Origin of the sequence: Paraburkholderia sp. 40, assembly GCF_050434105.1 — a bacterium.
Classification (GTDB): domain Bacteria; phylum Pseudomonadota; class Gammaproteobacteria; order Burkholderiales; family Burkholderiaceae; genus Paraburkholderia; species Paraburkholderia tuberum.
This window is the reverse complement of record NZ_JBNPVY010000002.1, coordinates 1,798,079-1,815,690: the sequence shown is the minus strand read 5'-3', so window position 1 is coordinate 1,815,690 and position 17,612 is coordinate 1,798,079. Positions and strand designations below refer to the sequence as shown.

At 64.1% G+C, this 17,612-nt stretch carries 13 protein-coding genes; 5 read left to right on the top strand and 8 right to left on the bottom strand.

The features are described 5' to 3' along the window. Window positions 1–4: 4 nt before the first annotated feature. From OKW28_RS09645 to xylA, 5 genes are all read right to left on the bottom strand, one after another. Window positions 5–2,275 carry a molybdopterin cofactor-binding domain-containing protein gene (locus OKW28_RS09645; RefSeq protein WP_429445066.1) on the bottom strand — a complete coding sequence of 757 codons (2,271 nt, stop codon included), beginning with the start codon at window positions 2,273–2,275 and terminating at the stop codon, window positions 5–7. A 291-nt stretch (window positions 2,276–2,566) separates the two neighbouring features. After that, window positions 2,567–3,766 (bottom strand): sugar ABC transporter permease, encoded by a 1,200-nt coding sequence (locus tag OKW28_RS09640; protein WP_429445064.1) that lies wholly within the window; start codon window positions 3,764–3,766, stop codon window positions 2,567–2,569. After that, window positions 3,763–5,322 carry a D-xylose ABC transporter ATP-binding protein gene (gene xylG, locus OKW28_RS09635; RefSeq protein ID WP_429445062.1) on the bottom strand — a complete coding sequence of 520 codons (1,560 nt, stop codon included), beginning with the start codon at window positions 5,320–5,322 and terminating at the stop codon, window positions 3,763–3,765. The genes OKW28_RS09640 and xylG overlap by 4 nt, the downstream gene beginning before the upstream one ends. A 95-nt stretch (window positions 5,323–5,417) precedes the next feature. After that, window positions 5,418–6,446 carry a D-xylose ABC transporter substrate-binding protein gene (gene xylF / locus OKW28_RS09630; protein ID WP_429445060.1) on the bottom strand — a complete coding sequence of 343 codons (1,029 nt, stop codon included), beginning with the start codon at window positions 6,444–6,446 and terminating at the stop codon, window positions 5,418–5,420. 130 nt (window positions 6,447–6,576) lie between these two features. Next, entirely contained in the window at window positions 6,577–7,899 is a 1,323-nt protein-coding gene (gene xylA, locus OKW28_RS09625) for a xylose isomerase (protein ID WP_429445058.1), read from the bottom strand. Between the two features lie 270 nt (window positions 7,900–8,169). Between xylA and OKW28_RS09620 the strand changes: the two genes are divergently transcribed. The 3 genes from OKW28_RS09620 to OKW28_RS09610 all read left to right on the top strand — a co-directional run bounded on the left by OKW28_RS09620 (window position 8,170) and on the right by OKW28_RS09610 (window position 11,023). Continuing rightward, window positions 8,170–9,390, top strand: a complete 1,221-nt coding sequence (locus OKW28_RS09620; protein WP_429445056.1) for a XylR family transcriptional regulator — start codon at window positions 8,170–8,172, stop codon at window positions 9,388–9,390. 33 nt (window positions 9,391–9,423) lie between these two features. Beyond that, entirely contained in the window at window positions 9,424–10,518 is a 1,095-nt protein-coding gene (locus OKW28_RS09615; protein WP_429445054.1) for an aldose epimerase family protein, read from the top strand. A 196-nt stretch (window positions 10,519–10,714) separates the two neighbouring features. Next, a complete protein-coding gene (locus OKW28_RS09610; RefSeq protein ID WP_184072160.1) occupies window positions 10,715–11,023 on the top strand; it encodes a DUF4148 domain-containing protein in 309 nt (102 codons plus the stop codon). A gap of 188 nt (window positions 11,024–11,211) precedes the next feature. Here the strand turns inward: OKW28_RS09610 and OKW28_RS09605 are convergent, their stop codons facing one another. Beyond that, window positions 11,212–11,523, bottom strand: a complete 312-nt coding sequence (locus OKW28_RS09605; RefSeq protein WP_429445053.1) for a hypothetical protein — start codon at window positions 11,521–11,523, stop codon at window positions 11,212–11,214. A 261-nt stretch (window positions 11,524–11,784) separates the two neighbouring features. On the opposite strand from OKW28_RS09605, the gene OKW28_RS09600 reads away from it, so the two are divergent. Both OKW28_RS09600 and OKW28_RS09595 read left to right on the top strand, forming a co-directional pair. Further along, window positions 11,785–12,606: an isocitrate lyase/PEP mutase family protein gene (locus OKW28_RS09600; protein ID WP_429445051.1), complete on the top strand. Its 822-nt coding sequence runs from the start codon at window positions 11,785–11,787 to the stop codon at window positions 12,604–12,606. A 197-nt stretch (window positions 12,607–12,803) separates the two neighbouring features. Next, on the top strand, window positions 12,804–13,439 hold the full coding sequence (locus tag OKW28_RS09595; protein WP_429445049.1) for a helix-turn-helix domain-containing protein: 636 nt from the start codon (window positions 12,804–12,806) through the stop codon (window positions 13,437–13,439). Window positions 13,440–13,462: 23 nt separating this feature from the next. Here the strand turns inward: OKW28_RS09595 and OKW28_RS09590 are convergent, their stop codons facing one another. Together OKW28_RS09590 and OKW28_RS09585 are read right to left on the bottom strand one after the other, a co-directional pair. Next, window positions 13,463–16,396, bottom strand: coding sequence for an FAD-binding and (Fe-S)-binding domain-containing protein (locus OKW28_RS09590; protein WP_429445047.1), 2,934 nt, complete (start codon window positions 16,394–16,396; stop codon window positions 13,463–13,465). Between the two features lie 102 nt (window positions 16,397–16,498). After that, window positions 16,499–17,536 (bottom strand): DUF1338 domain-containing protein, encoded by a 1,038-nt coding sequence (locus OKW28_RS09585; protein ID WP_429445044.1) that lies wholly within the window; start codon window positions 17,534–17,536, stop codon window positions 16,499–16,501. Window positions 17,537–17,612: the final 76 nt, after the last annotated feature.

The window sequence follows — 17,612 nt, the reverse complement described above, 5'->3', positions numbered from 1 at the left end:
TCCGTCATGCAAGCCGCAACGGCAGCGTCCGCAAACGCTGCCCCGTCAGTGCGAACACCGCATTGCCCACCGCCGGCGCGATCGGCGGCACGCCCGGCTCGCCGACACCTTGCGGGTGCAGCTGGCTCGGCATGATGTCGACTTCGATCGCAGGGCACCCGTTCATCCGCACGACCGGAAAGTCCACGAAGTTCTTCTGCTGCACCTGGCCGTTGACGATCGTGATCTCGTTCTGCAACGCGCTCGACAGCCCGAACACGATGCCGCCTTCCATCTGCTGACGGATCAGATTCGGATTCACCGGCAAGCCGCAATCGATTACGCACACCACCCGATGCACGCGAATCTGCCGGTTCGCGCCGATCGACACCTCCGTGACCTGCGCGACCACGCTGCCGAACGCCTCGTGCAACGCGACGCCACGAGCGCGACGCGCGCCATCGGCGGCGGGTTTTAGCGGACGCCCCCAGTCGGACAACTTCTCGACACGCTTCAGGACCGCCAGATGACGCGGATGCTGCGCGAGCAGCATCGCGCGAAACGCGATCGGGTCCTGGCCGGCCGCGGCGGCGGCTTCGTCGGTGAAGCTCTCGGTGAAGAAGGCCTGATGCGAGTGGCCGACCGAACGCCAGAAGCCGATCGGCACCGGTAATTCGACTATCTTGTGCGACACGCGCGCGGCCGGCCACTCGTAGGGCTGATCGAACGCGCCTTCGCAGGTGGTCTTGTCGATCGGGATGTGCGGCACGCCGTAGTAACGCGCGAGCGCATCCGGCACGATCGCCTGACCCGCCGACTTCGCGTGCCAGGCGACCAGCTTGCCGTGCTCGTCGAAGCCGGCCTGAAACCATGCTGCGCATGCGGGCCGGTAGAAGTCGTGCGTGAAGTCCTGCGCGCGCGACCAGATGGTTTGCACCGGACGGCCATCGGCCTCGCGCGCGATCGCCGCGGCCTGCGCGACGAAATCGAGTTCGAGGCGCCGGCCGAACGCGCCGCCCAACAGCTGCGTCTGTACATCGACGAGATCGACGTCGAGGCCGAGCACTTTCGCCGCATGATGCCGCGCCAGCCGCGGCATCTGCGTCGACACCCAGACGGTCGCTGCGCCGTCCGCGACCTGCACCGTGCAGTTCAGCGGCTCGACCGCGCCATGCGCGAGATACGGTGCGTGATAGACCGCTTCGATCGTGCGCGCCGCGCGACTCATCGCGTTGTCGACGTTGCCGACGTGGTAATACACGTGGCCGTCCGTATGGTCGAGCGTCTCGACGAGGCGGCGGTCTACCGCCGCGCTCGACACCTTCGCGGCCGCGCCGTCATGCCAGGTCACGTTGATCGCCTCGACCGCGCTCATCGCGCGAAACGCGTTGTCCGCGATCACGGCCACGCCGCCGGTGCCGCCCGCGTACGGCGGCACGGCGAACGCCTTGATGAAGCCCCGCATCTTTTGCGCGGGCGTCGCGTCGAAATGCGCGACCGTGCCGCCGAGCGTCGGACACATCACGACGCTCGCATAGACCAAACCGTCGGGCAACACGTCGATGCCGAAGCGCGCCGCACCGTCGATTTTCGACGCGGCTTCGATGCGCCGCACGGGCTGGCCGATCAGCTTGAAGTCGGCCGGCTGCTTCAGGACGACGCTGCGCGGCAGCGGCTGGCGCGCGGCCATCGACGACAACTCGCCGAACGTCGCCTTGTGCCCCCACGGGTGCAGCACGTAGCCCTTTTCCGCGCGGCATTCGCGGACCGGCACGTCCCAGCGTTCGGCCGCCGCCTCGATCAGCATCACACGCGCCGACGCGCCGGCCTCGCGCATCGGCGTCCAGAGATCGTTCATGCTCGAGGAGCCGCCCGTCATCATCGTGCCGATCTCACGCACTGCCTTGCTCGTGATCCACACGGTGCCGCGGCGGATGTAGCTGTCGTCGTCGGGGCGAAACGGCAGATCGTCGACGATACCCTGCACCGCGTTGTAGATCCGGTCGATCGGCGCCGCTTCGACTTGCACCTGCCGCCAGTCTGCGTCGAGCTCCTCGGCGAGCAGCATCGCAAGCCCCGTATGGATGCCCTGCCCCATTTCGGCCTTCGGCACCATGATCGTCACGCGGTTGTCGGCGTCGATCTTCACCCAGCCGTTTAGCCCAACCTGAGTGCCTTGCGTCGGCAGCGGCGTCGACGTCATCAGGCGCTGCCGCGGCGGCAGCACGGCCCAGCCGACCAGCAGCCCGCCCAACGCACTGGCGCCGCCAAGCAGAAAGGTTCTGCGCGTCAACATGGCATGGCTCGCTCGGCTGGCTCGATGGTAGGAAAGCGGCGACAGCGCCGATGCACCCCGTCTTTGTCTGCGAATAGTAATAAGACGAATCAGCGAGCGTGAGACTTAAATGCGCGCGTGAACCTCGAGCGGCCGTGCGGCGTGGGAAGGCGGGGACTGAAAGCGGCGGGGGAAAGTCGTGGGGTGTTTCATTAACTGCGTCCGCGCAGAGGCGGCGGTGTGCCGGCGTAAGTCACCGCCGGCACACCGCGAACCCTGCGCTTGATTCAATCAGGCGATCATGCGACTGGATCAACGGCGGTTCGAACCCGACACCACGTCGATCCACACGGCCAGCACGAGGATGCCGCCCTTCACGATCATCTGCCAGTACGCGTCGACGTCGAGCATGGACATGCCGTTGTCGAGGCTCGCCATTACGAGCGCGCCGATCAGCGCGCCATACACGGTGCCGGAGCCGCCGCGCATCGAGGTGCCGCCGATAAAGCACGCGGCGATCGCGTCGAGTTCGCCCATCGAGCCCGCCGACGGCGAACCGGCCGCGAGCCGCGCCGTGTTGACGATGCCGGCAAACGCGCACATCAGCCCCATCAGCGCGAAGATCGCGAGCTTCACGCGGTCGGTGTTGACACCCGACAGCCGCGTCGCTTCGAGGTTCGAGCCGACCGCGTAGATGCGGCGTCCGAACACGGTCTGCGTCGCGATCCATGTGAAGACCCCGAGCAGCGCGAGCAGCAGCAACACCGGCACCGGAATGCCGCCGTAATTGTCGAGCATCGCGATGAAGCCGGCGAGAATCGCCCCTGCGCCGATCACCTTCGCGACGTCCTGCCAGAAAGGCACGACGCGCAACTGATAACGCTGCCGATTCGCGCGCTGGCGGATCGTCAGGAATGCCAGCAGCAGGAACAGCACGACGGCGAGCGTGTCGCCGGCGAGCCGCGGCAGATAGCCCTGACCGACGAACACGAAGCTGTCCGACACTGGCGCGATCGTCGACCCTCCGGTAATGCCGAGCAGAATGCCGCGATACGCGAGCATGCCGCCGAGCCCGACGATAAACGACGGCACGCGCCGATACGTCGACCACCAGCCGTTGAACACGCCGACCGCGATGCCGAGCAGCAGCACGACCGGAATCGTCACGCCGATCGGCCAGTGCCGGTTCACGTCGAGAATCGCCGCAACGCCGCCGAGCAAACCGAGCAGCGAACCGACCGACAGATCGATTTCACCGGCGATGATCACGAACACCATGCCGCACGCGAGCATGCCGGTAATCGACATCTGCCGCAGCAGATTCGACAGATTGCGCGGCGTGACGAACGCGCCGTGCGTGAGCGCCGAAAAGAAAATCCAGATCACGGCGACGGCAATCAGCAGCGCGAGAATCTTGTAGCGCGCGAACAGTTGCTGGATCCGTTGCGTGCCGCCGAATGCGCCTCGCGGCGCGGCGTTGTCGGTGCGTTGGGAAGTTACTTCGGGAGTCATGCGGCACTCGCTGCGGTTGGGTTCGAAGATAGATGCACGGGGCGGATCGCGGCGCCGAGAATGTCTTCCTGCGTGAGGCCGTCGTTGATGAAGTCGCCGCGCAACTCGCCTTCGCCGATCACGAGCACTCGGTCGCTGATGCCGAGCACTTCCGGCAATTCGGACGACACCATCACGATCGACATGCCGCGCTGCGCCAGTTGGAAGATCAGCTTGTAGATTTCGTATTTGGCGCCGACATCGACGCCGCGTGTCGGTTCGTCGAGAATCAGCACGGTCGGGTTGGTCAGCAGCATTCGCGTGAGCACGGCCTTCTGCTGATTGCCGCCCGACAGACTTGCAATCGATAACATCGGATTCGCGGCGCGCACGGAAAGCCGCTTCATTTCCGTCTGAATCGTGTCGAGTTCGGCCGCGGAATCGATACGTCCGCCCGACGCGAAACGCTGCAACACCGCAAGCGTGATGTTATGACCGACGCTCATGCCGGGCACGATGCCGTGGCGTTTGCGATCCTCGGGCACCATCGCGATGCCGGCGCGAATCGCGTCGATCGGCGCGCGAATTTTCAGCGGCTTGCCGTCGAGCATGACGTGCGCCTCGCTGATGCCTGCATACGCGCCGAAAATCGCCTGCATCAGTTCGGTGCGGCCCGCGCCGACGAGCCCGGCGACACCGAGTATTTCGCCGCGCCGCAACGAGAACGACACGTCGTCCACGCGCTTGCGGCGCGGATTCGTCACGTCGAAACAGGTCACGTTGCGCGCTTCGAAGATCACGTCGCCGATCGGATGCGGCTCGCGCGGAAACAGGTTCTTGATCTCTCGGCCGACCATCAGCGAGATGATCCGCTCGGTCGTCAGGGCGTGCATCGGCTCGGTCGCGACATGACGGCCGTCGCGAATCACGCTGATCGTGTCGCAGACGGCGGCGACTTCGTCGAGCTTGTGCGAAATGTACACGCAGGCAATGCCGCGCCGTTTCAGATCGCGCACGATATCGAGCAGAATCGCGATTTCGGAGGCGGTCAGCGACGACGACGGTTCGTCGAGGATCAGCAGCTTCGCGCGCTTGTTCAGCGCCTTCGCGATTTCGATCAGCTGCTGATGGCCGCCCCCGTAGTTCATCACGGGCTGCGCGGCGTTGATGCCGCTGATGCCGAGTTCGCGCAACAGTTCGTCGGCGCGCTGATACATCGCCGCGTAGTTCATGCGGCCGCCGGGCAGCGTGATTTCGTTGCCGAGAAAGATGTTTTCCGCGACCGACAACTCCGGCACGAGCATCAGTTCCTGGTGGATGATGATGATGCCCGCGCGTTCGGTGTCGCGCACGCTCGCGGCCTTCAGCGTCTCGCCTTCCCAGGTTATTTCGCCATCCCACGTACCGTGCGGATACACGCCGGACAGCACCTTCATCAGCGTCGATTTGCCCGCGCCGTTTTCGCCGCACAGGCCCACGCATTCGCCCGGCGATACGGTCAGATCGATGCCGTCGAGCGCCTTCACGCCGGAAAAAGCTTTGACGATGCCGCGCATCGTCAGAAGAGGTTGCGTCATTCGCTATGTCTCGCTGCAAGTTGGGCCGATGTTCGATCACGCTCCCGGGCGCCATGACCCGGGAGCGTGGCGTTCACATAGGGCCCGTCTCCGTGTTATTTGCTCGCGAGTTGCTCTTGCGTGTAGAAGCCGTCCCTCACGACGGTGTCGAGGTTCGCCTTCGTCAGCTTGGTCGGCTGCAGCAGCACCGTATCGACCTTCTTCTTGCCGTTGTCGTATTGCGCGTTGAACGCCGGCTTGTCACCCTTGGCAAGCGCGACCGACAGCTTCGCTGCTTCGCCCGCGATCAGCTTCAGCGGCTTGTAGACCGTCATCGTCTGCGTGCCGGCCGCCACGCGCTTCACGGCAGCGAGGTCGGCATCCTGACCCGAGATCGGTACCTTGCCCGCGAGGCCCTGCGCGGCGAGCGCCTGGATCGCGCCGCCAGCGGTGCCGTCATTCGACGCGACGACTGCGTCGATCTTGTTGTTGTTCGCGGTCAGCGCGTCTTCCATGATGCGCAGCGCGGTCGATGCGCTCCACTCCGGCACCCACTGCTGGCCGACCACCTTGATGTCACCCTTGTCGATCGCCGGTTGCAGCACCTTCAGCTGGCCCTGGCGCAGCATCTTCGCGTTGTTGTCGGTCGGTGCGCCGCCGAGCAGGAAGTAGTTGCCCTTCGGCCGCACGTCATAGACGCCCTGCGCCTGCATCTCGCCGACCTTCTCGTTGTCGAACGAGATATAGGCGTCGATATCGGCGTCGAGAATCAGGCGGTCATACGAGACTACCTTGATGCCCGCTTTGCGCGCTTCGGCCACGACGTTGCCGAGCGTCTTCGAGTTGAACGGCACGATCACGATCACGTCGACGCCGCGCGAGATCAGGTTTTCGATCTGCGAGATCTGACGCTCTTCGCTCGCATCGGCCGATTGAACCGACACCTTCGCGCCGAGCTTTTCCGCCGCGGCGACGAAATAGTCGCGATCGCGCGACCAGCGCTCGACGCGCAGATCGTCGATACAGAAGCCGATTTCCGGATGAGCCTTGCTGGCGTGCGCGAGCGGCGCGGCGAGCGACAGGCTGGCGAGTACCGCGCCGCACAACAGCGAACTCAGGACGTTACGACGCATTGCGAATTTCATTGATGTCTCCTTTATGTAGTGATAGCCGGAATACCGGACGTATCGGTCTGCGCTGCGAGCCGCAGACTCGGACAAGCGACAACCCACAGCTTGCTGGTGCGCGCGGTCGACGTGGCCGCGCGATCTTTATTCAACGTCCGCTATAAATCGCCTGATTTACGATGTTTTCCATCTGTTCCTGTTGCCCGCTCACATGCCGCGGATTCAGATCGCGCGCCAACGTGTCCGCCGCAAGCGTCGACAGCGAGTAGTCGCCGGACAGGATCTTGCGGCCGAACTCGCCATCCCAGCCCGCGTAGCGTTGCCGCTTGAACTGCTCGAGGCGCTCGTTTTCGACCAGCACCGCGGCGCGTTCGAGGCCGAGCGCGAGGTTGTCGATCGCGCCGACGTGGCCATAAAACAGGTCTTCCGCATCGACACTTTGGCGCCGCACCTTCGCATCGAAGTTCATGCCGCCGCTCGTGAAGCCGCCGTGGCGCAGGATCTCGTAGAAGGCCAGCGTGAGTTCCTCGACGCTGTTGGGAAATTGGTCGGTATCCCAGCCATTTTGCGGATCGCCGCGATTCGCATCGACGCTACCGAAGATGCCGAGCGCAAATGCGGTCGCAATCTCGTGATGGAACGAGTGCCCCGCGAGCGTCGCGTGATTCGCCTCGATGTTGACGCGAATCTCCTTGTCGAGGCCGTGCTGCAGCAGGAAGCCGTGCACGGTGGCGACGTCGTAGTCGTACTGATGTTTGGTTGGCTCCTGCGGCTTCGGCTCGATCAGCAGCGCGCCCTTGAAACCGATCTGATGCTTGTGTTCGACCACCATGTGCAGGAAGCGCGCGAACTGCTCGCGCTCGCGCACGAGGTCGGTGTTCAGCAGTGTGTCGTAGCCTTCGCGGCCGCCCCACAACACGTAGTTTTCGCCGCCGAGGCGCAGCGTCGCGTCGAGCGCATGACGCACCTGGGTCGCCGCAAAGGCGAAAACCTCCGGATTCGGATTGGTCGCGGCGCCGGCCGCGTAACGCGGATGCGAAAACAGATTCGCGGTGCCCCACAGCAATTTGACACCGGTATCCTGCTGCTTGCGCGCGAGGTAGTCGGACACGCGCAGGAAGTTCTCGCTGTATTCCTTCACGCTCGCGCCTTCGGGCGCGACGTCGGTATCGTGGAACGTGTAGTACGGCGTGCCGAGCTTCGAGAAGAATTCGAACGCGGCGTCGGCCTTCTGCAGCGCCCGCTCCATTGCGTCGCCGGGTTGCTGCCACGGCCGCCGGAACGTGCCCTGACCGAAGATATCGACGCCGGGCCATACGAAGGTATGCCAGTAGCAGACGGCGATACGCAGATGTTCCTCGAGCGTCTTGCCGAGTACCTTCCTCGTTTTGTCGTAGTGACGGTACGCGAGCGGGTTGTCCGATTGCGGGCCTTCGTAACGAATCTCTGGAATGTGTTCGAAGTAGGACATCGGCGTCTCCAATGTATGCTGCATTGCAACCCACGCGAGAAGCCGCGCAGGCCGACAAAGTGACGCCATGCTGCCGCTTGCACGATGTGCCGGCAATTGCGAAATTGCGCAGCGCGCTTGATGTTTCTTACCGCCCGCGCGTTTGTTTACTGCCGTCGCGCGATTCGGCGCCTAGAATAACCAGACGCTTAAAAACGGGATTGCTCCCAGGCACCCGACACAATGGAGACAAAGGCGCGTGGTCCATCGATCCACCCGCCGCTCACCGCCATGACCCGTCCACAAGCACCTCAGACAACCCATCGCATCGCGCTGCTGTTCAACGCGAACAAGGTCTACGATCGCGAGATCATCACCGGCATCGGCAACTACCTGCTGTCGACGCGGGTCGCGTGGGATCTCTTCCTCGAAGAAGACTTCCGCTGCCGGCTCGCGGGTATCCAGCGCTTCGACGGCGACGGCATCATCGCGGACTTCGACGATCCCGCCGTCGACGAAGCCCTGCGCGACTGTCCACTACCGGTTGTCGCGGTCGGTTCGTCGTACGAGGATCCGACGCAGTACCCCCCGGATTTACCCTATATCGCGACCGACAACAGCAAGCTCGTGTCGCTCGCGTACACGCACCTGATCGGCGCGGGCCTCGAAAACTTCGCGCTGTACAGCCTGCCGCAGGCGCAGGAAAACCGTTGGGCGCAACAGCGCGAACTCGCCTTCGCGCATCTGCGCAGCGCCGACGGACGCAGCTCGGCGCAGATCGATAGCGAGATCTATCGCGGTCTGTCGACGAGCGCGCCGTCCTGGAACCAGGCCATCGAACAGCTGACCACCTGGCTGCGGCAACTGCCGAAGCCGGTCGGCATCATCGCGGTGACCGACGCGCGTGCGCGGCATTTGCTGCAGGCATGTCTGATCGCGGGCATTCCGGTGCCCGAGGAAGTCGCGATCATCGGCATCGACAACGATCCGCTCACGCGTACGCTGACGCGCATTCCGCTGTCGTCGGTGATCCAGGGCACCGAGGAAATGGGCCGTACCGCCGCGCACATCCTGCATCAGATGCTGCACGGCGCGCGCTTTCCGGGGCGCCGCATTCTGGTGCCGCCGGTCGGCATCAACGTGCTCGAATCGACGCGGCATCAGCCGCTCGCGAGTCCTTACGTGATGCGCGCCCGCCATTTCATTCGCCAGTACGCGTGCCAGGGCATCCGCACCGAGCAGGTGGCCGACTATGTGGGCGTGTCGCGTTCGTCGCTCGAAGAGTATTTCCGGCGCGAGCGTCAGTGCACCGTGCATCAGGAGATCTTGCGCCACAAGCTCGACGTCGCGAAGTCGCTGCTCGCGAAACGCGATGCGTCGAGCGCGGAAGTCGCGATCCGTTGCGGCTTCACGTCGCTGCAATACATGTACGCGGTATTTCGCCGCGAACTCGGCTGCACGCCGCGCGAATACCAGGAGCGCGTGGGCCCGAAGACCAAAACCGCTGGCTGAGCATGCTTTCTATTTTTTCTTCGCACTGACCACATGATCAGCATCGCACAACTCTCTTCCGAGCCGTGGGGCACGCTGCAGGGCGGCGATCGCGTACGGCTTTACACGTTGCGCAACGCGCACGGCATGAAAGTCGCCATCAGCGACCTCGGCGCGACGCTGGTTTCGTGGCACGCACCGGACCGCGCCGGACGTCTCGGCGATATTCTGCTCGGTCACGACACGCCCGCCGAATACGTGGCGGCCTCGACCTACATGGGCGGACTGATCGGCCGCTGGGCGAATCGCATTGCGGGCGCGCGCTTTTCGCTCGACGGCATCGAGTACACGCTCGATCGCAACGAAGGTCCGAATCTGCTGCACGGCGGCACGGTCGGTTTTCATCGGGCGTTGTGGGAGGTCGCCGAGGACGACGGCGCGTTGCTGATGCGGCTCGAGTCGCCCGAAGGCGATGCCGGTTTTCCGGGCAACGTGACGGTGCAAGTACGCTATTCGCTCGACGACGACGGCACGCTGACGATCGGCTACGAAGCGATCACCGACGCACCGACGCCGCTCAATCTGACGAGCCATCCGTACTTCAACCTGACCGGGCGCGCGGGTACCGACATTCGCGGCCACGTGCTGTCGATCGACGCCGAGCGCTTTTTCGAAGTCGACGCGACGATGATTCCGTGCAAGCTCGCCGACGTCGCGGGCAACGCATTCGACTTCCGGCAGAGCGCGCCGATCGGCGGCCGGCTCGACTGGCCGCACGCGCAACTCGCGCGCGCCGGCGGCTTCGATCATTGCTACGTGCTGCGCGAGGCACCGGCAAACGCGATAAAGGGCAACGACGGCCACGCGCCGCCGCTGCGCGAAGTCGCCTGTGCATACGATCCGGGCAGCGGACGCGAACTGACCGTCGCGACCGATCAGCGGGGCTTGCAGTTTTACACGGGCAACGCGTTGAACGGCAACCCGGGACGCGGCGGTGTCCGCTATCAACGGCACGCCGGCTTGTGCCTCGAGGCGGGCGGTTTCCCGAACGAGGTCAATATGACCGGGCAGAACGAAGTGATCGTGCGACCCGGAGATACTTATCGGCAAATCACGAGTTATCGCGTCGACGTGCGCAAAGGTGTGTGACGAGATTTGCGGCCGCTTTTGCGCTGTTTTACGAGAACCAGCGACGGCGAGATTACAGCTCGCCGACTACCCGTTCTTTGCAATACTGAATTAGTCGGCTAGTGGTTTTCCCCAAGTTCGCCCCCCTCTAAACTGCGCTTATGGCACCGGTATCGCAGCGGTGCTGGATAGACAGACAACTACGGAGGGAAACATCATGAAATCGCTTATCCAGGCAGTTGCGCTTACGGCCCTGATCGCTGCGCCGGTCGCGTCGTTCGCGCAATCGGAACAGCCGATCACGCGGGCCGAAGTCAAGGCAGAGGTGCAGCAACTCGAACAGATTGGCTATAACCCGGCCATCGTGCTCGATGCCCAGTATCCCGCGGACATCCAGGCGGCCGAGGCACGCGTCTCCGCGATGAAAGCGAAGGGCCAAGGCGACACGTCTGGCTATGGGTCGTCGATGGGCGGATCATCGCAAGCGGGCCATCATCCGATGTGGGTCAATCCGGACGGTCAGTGACGAGTCGCGAACGTATAGTGAATGTCCGTAGCGAGGAAAGATTCTTGAGTTAACGGCCCTTTCCCCTCTTTGCGGTTTTCGCCGTTTCGAACCGATATGAAGCGGGCGCATGTTTTCAAGGCATGCGCCCGCTTTTTACGTTTATGCGGCACCAACAACGTACCGCTAATTCTGACGCCGCGGCAGATTCACCCAGCCCGTGCCTGCGGGCATTCCGCCTGATACCAGACGTCCACCTGCCTCTGCGCGCGCTCAAGGCTCGCCGGATAGTCAGGATCAAAGCGTCGTTCAGGGTGGTAGCCCGCTTGCTGCAGCGCTGTCAGTTCGCTCATGCTCCGCTGGTGCGTGGCCGGTGCCTTGTTCCTGAGGTCGGTCAGATCGCGGCATTGCGTTGCACTCAGATGCGTTTGCGCGCCGCCATTCCCGCCGCCCGCGGCGCAGCCAACGAGCGTGAGCACCAACACGGCAGGGATCGACCGCATCTGGGTCGCGATGTTCATGTTGTGCCTCCTTTGGGGAAATGACCTCGTCGCGAATGCCGTCTTCCCACGCGGCCCTTCGCATCTCTGAACCGGCTTCTTCGCCTGTCGTCATTTTGAATTATTGGAAACGTCTGTGAAAGTCGCCACCAATATCATCAACCACGGTTTCGATACGGACATAGACTTTCCCCTGGTGAATGCCGATTCGCCTGCGCAACAGTTGGCGCGGCGTTTTCCCCTCAACGAGGGAGCCGCTCCCTCACACCAAGGAGACATGCGATGCCCCGCACCGCCGCTGAAAAACGCGCCGCTTTCCGCGCGCTGCACTCGTCTGGCTGTTTCGTGCTGCCCAATCCGTGGGACGCGGGCAGCGCCCGTTATCTGCATACACTAGGCTTCAAGGCGCTCGCGACGACGAGTTCCGGTTTTGCGTGGTCGACCGGACATGCGGACAACACATTGCCGCGCGAAACGATCCTCGCGCACCTGCGCGCAATCGTCGACGCGACCGATCTGCCGGTCAACGCCGACTTCGAAAACGGCTTCGGCCGCGACCCGGAAGAAGTCGCCGAGAGTGTGACGCTCGCGGTGGAAACGGGCGTCGCGGGTCTGTCGATCGAAGACTCGACCGGCAACCCCGCCGCACCGCTGTTTCCGGTCGACGTCGCCGTGCAGCGGCTCAGCGCGGCACGACGTGCGATCGATCAGAACGGCGGCGATACGCTACTCGTCGGCCGCGCGGAGAATTTCTTCGCCGGCAAGCCCGATCTCGACGATGCCATTGCGCGTCTGAAGGCCTATGCGGCGGCGGGCGCCGACTGCCTGTATGCGCCGGGTATCCAGACGCGCGAGCAGATCGAAGCGGTGGTCGCGGCCGTCGCGCCGAAGCCCGTCAATCTGCTGATCGGCTCGACATCGACCCTGACGTTGCAGGACGTGGCCGCGCTCGGCGTGCGGCGGATCAGCGTCGGCGGCGGGCTCGCGCGCGCGGCGTGGGGTGGCTTCATGCACGCCGCTCAGGCGCTGGCCGATGGCCGCTTCGACTTCACCGGCGCGACGGCTGGCACGCAGCTCAATGAGCTTATCAATCGCAGCGCGTGAAAAACGCCGCGCAAACGACGCCTCATCAACGTGAGATCGCCACGCTGCGTCGAACTCATCGGAAAAGCCACGACGTTTCCGATGAGAAAAGCGCTCGAACGCCTGAATCGGCGCACAAAGGCCCCGGTCACGCCAAATGTTATGATCGGAAACATTATTCGCCCGATCAAGCGCGTACCCGACCGGCAGCAAGCCTCATGGACACCCACCTCACCAAATCCGCCGACACGTCCTCCACCGATCTCGGCCGGCGCGTGCGCGCCGCCCGTCAAGCGCAGGATCTGACGCTCGAAACCGCGAGCCGCCTGTGCGGTGTCTCGCGCTCGACGCTGTCGAAAGTCGAAAACGGCCTGATGTCCCCCACGTTCGACGTGCTGCAAAAAATCGTGCTGGGCCTGAAGATCGAAATTGGCGAACTGTTCGGCTCGACGCCGAAAGTCAGCGCGAGCGGCCGGCGCGCGCTGACGCGCAAGAACGAAGGCCAGCGCCACGCTTATCGCGGCTATCAGATGGAGTTGCTCGCCACCGACCTGGCCCACAAGGCGATGCTGCCGTTTCGCATCCGCATCTCGGCGCACACGCTCGATGCATTCGACGACTGGGGCCGCCACGAAGGCGAGGAGTTTCTCTACGTGATCAGCGGCAGCGTGTGCCTCTATTCGGAGCTGTACGCGCCGACACATCTGAACGCGGGCGACAGCCTCTACTTCGACAGCCGCACGGGTCACGCGGCGGTGTCGACCAGCGAGGAAGACGCCGAAGTGTTGTGGATGGCGACCAATGCGGACCTTCCGCATACACCGCCTGCCGCGAACGAGTCAGCGAAGAAATAGCGCGCCCTGCACGGCGCGCGCACTCAGCGCGCCGCCAGAGCCCGTTGCGCGAGTTGCGCGATATGCAGTGCGTGTCGCCCTGTGCCGTGCTCGATCTGCTCGCGACAACTGAAGCCGTTGGTCAGCACGATCGTTTCCGCATTCGCCGCCATAGCGTCGCGCACGGCCTCAAACATGTCCTCGCCGATCTTTTCCGACAACGCGTGATGCTCGATGTTGAAGCCGAACGATCCCGCCATCCCGCAGCAGCCGGTATCGAGCAGCTTCCATTTGACGCCGAGCTTGTTCAGCAACGCCGCATCGCCCTGCATGCCAAATAGCGCCTTCTGATGACAATGGCCATGCACCATCACATCGGCCGCGAGCGTCGGCCACTCGAACGGCTGACGCGCGACGAAATCGGCAAACAGATACGTTTGCGCGGACAGCTTCTTCGCCAACGCATGATCGGGGAGTTGCTTCAGCAACTCGTCCTTGAACACCGATAGACAGCCAGGCTCCAGACCGACCAGCGGCACGCCGGCGGCGATGTCGTCCGCGAGGTCGTCGACGATATGCGTGAGCAGCTCGCGCGCGCGTTCGAGCAGGCCGAAGTCGTACAGCGGACGCCCGCAACACAAACGTTTCTTCGGTAACGCGACGTGCCAGCCGAGTTGCGTGAGCACCTCAGCGGCGGCCTGCGCGATCTCGGGCGTGAAGTGGTCGTTGAATGTATCGACCCACAGGATCACCTTCTTTGCGTCGCCGCCGAACGCATGAATCGCGGATGCTTGCGACGACGCACTCCGTCTATAAGTCGCAGCGGCGAACCGCGGCAACGCACGCGTCTGCGCCACACCCGCGATCCATTTGCCGAGCGCGGACAAAACGGGCGCCGTCGTCAGAAAGTTCGTCACGCGCGGAAAACGCGCGGCCCACGGTGCCCATTCGCCGATCCGCCCCATGAACAGCGCCTGACGCGGCCGACGATTGTTCTCATAGTAGTGAGAAAGGAACTCCGCCTTGTACGACGCCATATCCGTATGCGTCGGGCAATCGGACTTGCAGCCCTTGCATGCGAGGCAGGTATCGAGCGCTTCTTTCACTTCGCGACTGTTCCAGCCGTCGGCGATCACGTCGCCTTGCAGCATTTCCCAGAACAGATGCGCGCGCCCGCGCGTCGAGTACTTTTCCTCGCGCGTGCCGCGATAGCTAGGACACATCGTGCCGCCTTCGAGCGAGCGGCATTTGCCCATGCCGATGCAGCGTTCGATCGCACGCTGAAAGCCGTCGCCTTCCCGGCTCGCGAACGCGAGCTTCGTATGCAGCGTCACCGGCTTGTACGCAGGGCCCATGCGCAGGTTTTCGTCGGCGCGGTATGCATGCACGACTTTGCCCGGATTCAGACGATTCGCCGGGTCCCAGATCGCCTTGAACTGCTCCATCGCCTGCATCAGCTCGGGGCCGTACATGATCGGCAGAAACTCGGCCTTCGCCTGGCCATCGCCGTGTTCGCCCGACAGCGAGCCGCCGAATTCGACCACCAGTTCCGCCGCTTCGCGCAAGAACCCGCGCCACGTCGCGATACCTTCCGCGCTGCGCAGATCGAACGTGATGCGCGCGTGCACGCAGCCGTCGCCGAAATGGCCGTACAGGCTCGTCTCGTAGCCATGGCGATCGACGAGCGCCTGAAACGCGCGCAGATAATCGCCGAGCCGCAGCGGATCGACCGCCGCGTCTTCCCAGCCGACCACCGGATCGGGCTTGTCGCGATCCACTGACAACGCGACCGCCGACGCCCCCGTCTCGCGAATCGACCACACCTTCGCCTGCAAGGCGCGATCTTCGACGAGCATCGTCGAGATTTGCGGCCCGGCCGCGCCCGATTGGAAATACGCGGCGGCGTCGCGTGCCTGTTGCAGCACCTCGTCCTGCGTGTCCGCGCCGAATTCGAGCACGACCCACGCATCGCCTTCGGGCAGCAGTGCGATCTCGTCCTTCTTCAGGCCGCGCGCCTGCAAGCCGCGAATGATCGCGCGGTCGAGTCCCTCGACTGCGATCGGCCCGCAGCGCATGAAATGCGGCACAGCGTCCGCCGCCGTATAGATGTCGGTGAAGCCGACCACGACGATCACGCGCCTGGCCGGACTCTTCACGAGCCTCACTTTCGCCTGCAACGTGACCGCGCACGTGCCTTCGCTGCCGACGAGCGCACGCGCGACGTTGAAGCCGTTTTCCGGCAGCAGTTGATCGAGATTGAAGCCCGACACGCGCCGTTTGATCTGCGGGAATTTCGCGCGAATCCGTTCGGCGTACGTGTCGCGCAGTTGCTTGAGCGCCGCGTAGATTTCGCCTTGACGGCCACCCGCCGCGATGATGCGTTCGAGTTCTTCCTCGGAGGTCGGGCCGACCCAGAAACGCGCGCCGTCGAAGGTCGCGATTTCGAGCGCTTCGATGTTCTCGACGGTCTTACCGGCCATCACCGAATGCGCGCCGCACGAGTTGTTCGCGATCATGCCGCCGAGCGTGCAGCGGCTATGCGTGGCGGGATCGGGCGCGAACGTGAGGCCGTGCTGTTCGGCGGCATCGCGCAAGGAGTCGCACACGACGCCCGGCTCGACGACCGCGACGCCCGCAAGCGGATCGATCGAGACGACGCGGTTCAGATACTTGCTCGCGTCGGCCACGACCGCGACGTTTACGCATTGGCCGTTCTGCGACGTGCCGCCACCGCGCGCGAGAAACGGCACGTCGTTGCGACGGCATGCGGCGAGCGTTGCGAGCAGATCGTCGAGATCGGCCGGCACCACGACACCGAGCGGGACTTGCCGATAGTTCGACGCATCCGATGCGTACAATGCTTTGGAACCCTGATCGAATCGCACCTCGCCGCGCACGTGCTGGCGCAGGTCGCTTTCGAGCGCCTGCAATAGCTCCGCGCTGGCCGAGAAAAGCGTGGCGACACGCGGTTCATTCAAAGCGCCCCGCTGCGCGCCAACCCGCCGCTCTTCATCCAATGACAATGACGTCCCCACTGCGCACCTCGTCTGCGATGCCGGCGCTCGCGCCGCCGTATGCGCTCAGGCCGCCTGGCTCGCGGTCATCCGGAAGATGCCCTGTGCGTTGCCCGCGTCGAAACGCAGGTCCGTTTCCCAGCGGCGCGCGTCCTGATCGAAACTGCGCTTGCGCGTAATGAATTCGTAGAACGAGCCCGGCACGTCGCGCGTGACGACGCTGCCGTCGGCCGCGCGAAATTCACGCTGCACGACATCCGCGCGATACGCGGTCTGGAACACGCGGCCGGAACGCGAATGCTCGACTTCGGGCTTCATCGGCCGAGCCTTCGCCTTCTGTTCGTCCGACAGCTTGAAGACGTCCGCGACGCGATCGGTCGCGTGATTGAACGCGTTACCTTCGGTCGCGATCCACGCCATCTCCGCCGATTCCTTCAACAATACTTCGTAATCGGCTTCGCGTGGCATCTCGTGCTGACGCGCGAACGCACCGACGATCACCGGTAGCAACTCCTGCGCCGCATCGAGCGGCAGCACGCCATCGCGTTCGAGTTCCCACAAGAGGCCATGGGCGCGCGGCGTCAACGGATCGCGCGAGGCACCGATCACGTTCGTCACCGCCTGCTGAAACGCCGCGGAAAAACGCTCCGGGTGCAGTTCGCTGACGAAGAACTGCGCGATCTCGTCGGCGGCGTCCTCATGCGCCCACGCGCGGCCGGTCATGCCGAGACGATCGAGCGGGTAACGGCCGTTGATCCGAAAGCCGAGCGGCCGCAGGATGCGCGCGAACGCGGCCTCGCCGGGCGGCAGCGCGCCGCTTTGCGGCCAGCGCACGGTGCGCAGCGCGCCATGATCGAAGTACACACTGCCGCCGGCGGCGACGGTTTCCTCCGTATAGCGGCGGCCGTTTTCCGAGCGCGCGAGCAGATCGTCGAACAGCGCCATGTTCATCGCCTGTGCGAGTTCGGCGCGCGTGACGCTGCCGCTTTCCCACTCGTTCAACACACGCGGATGATTCAGCGTCGCAAAAAGGCGCGCGGCTTTCTCCGCGCCCAGCAGCTTCACCAGCAGTTGTTCGACGTTCGCATTCTTCAAGTTTCGCATCCGGCTTCTCCACGCTATACGTTGAGCGCTGCACGAGCGCCTCCTAACGGGCGAGATTATTCAGAATGCGCTGCGC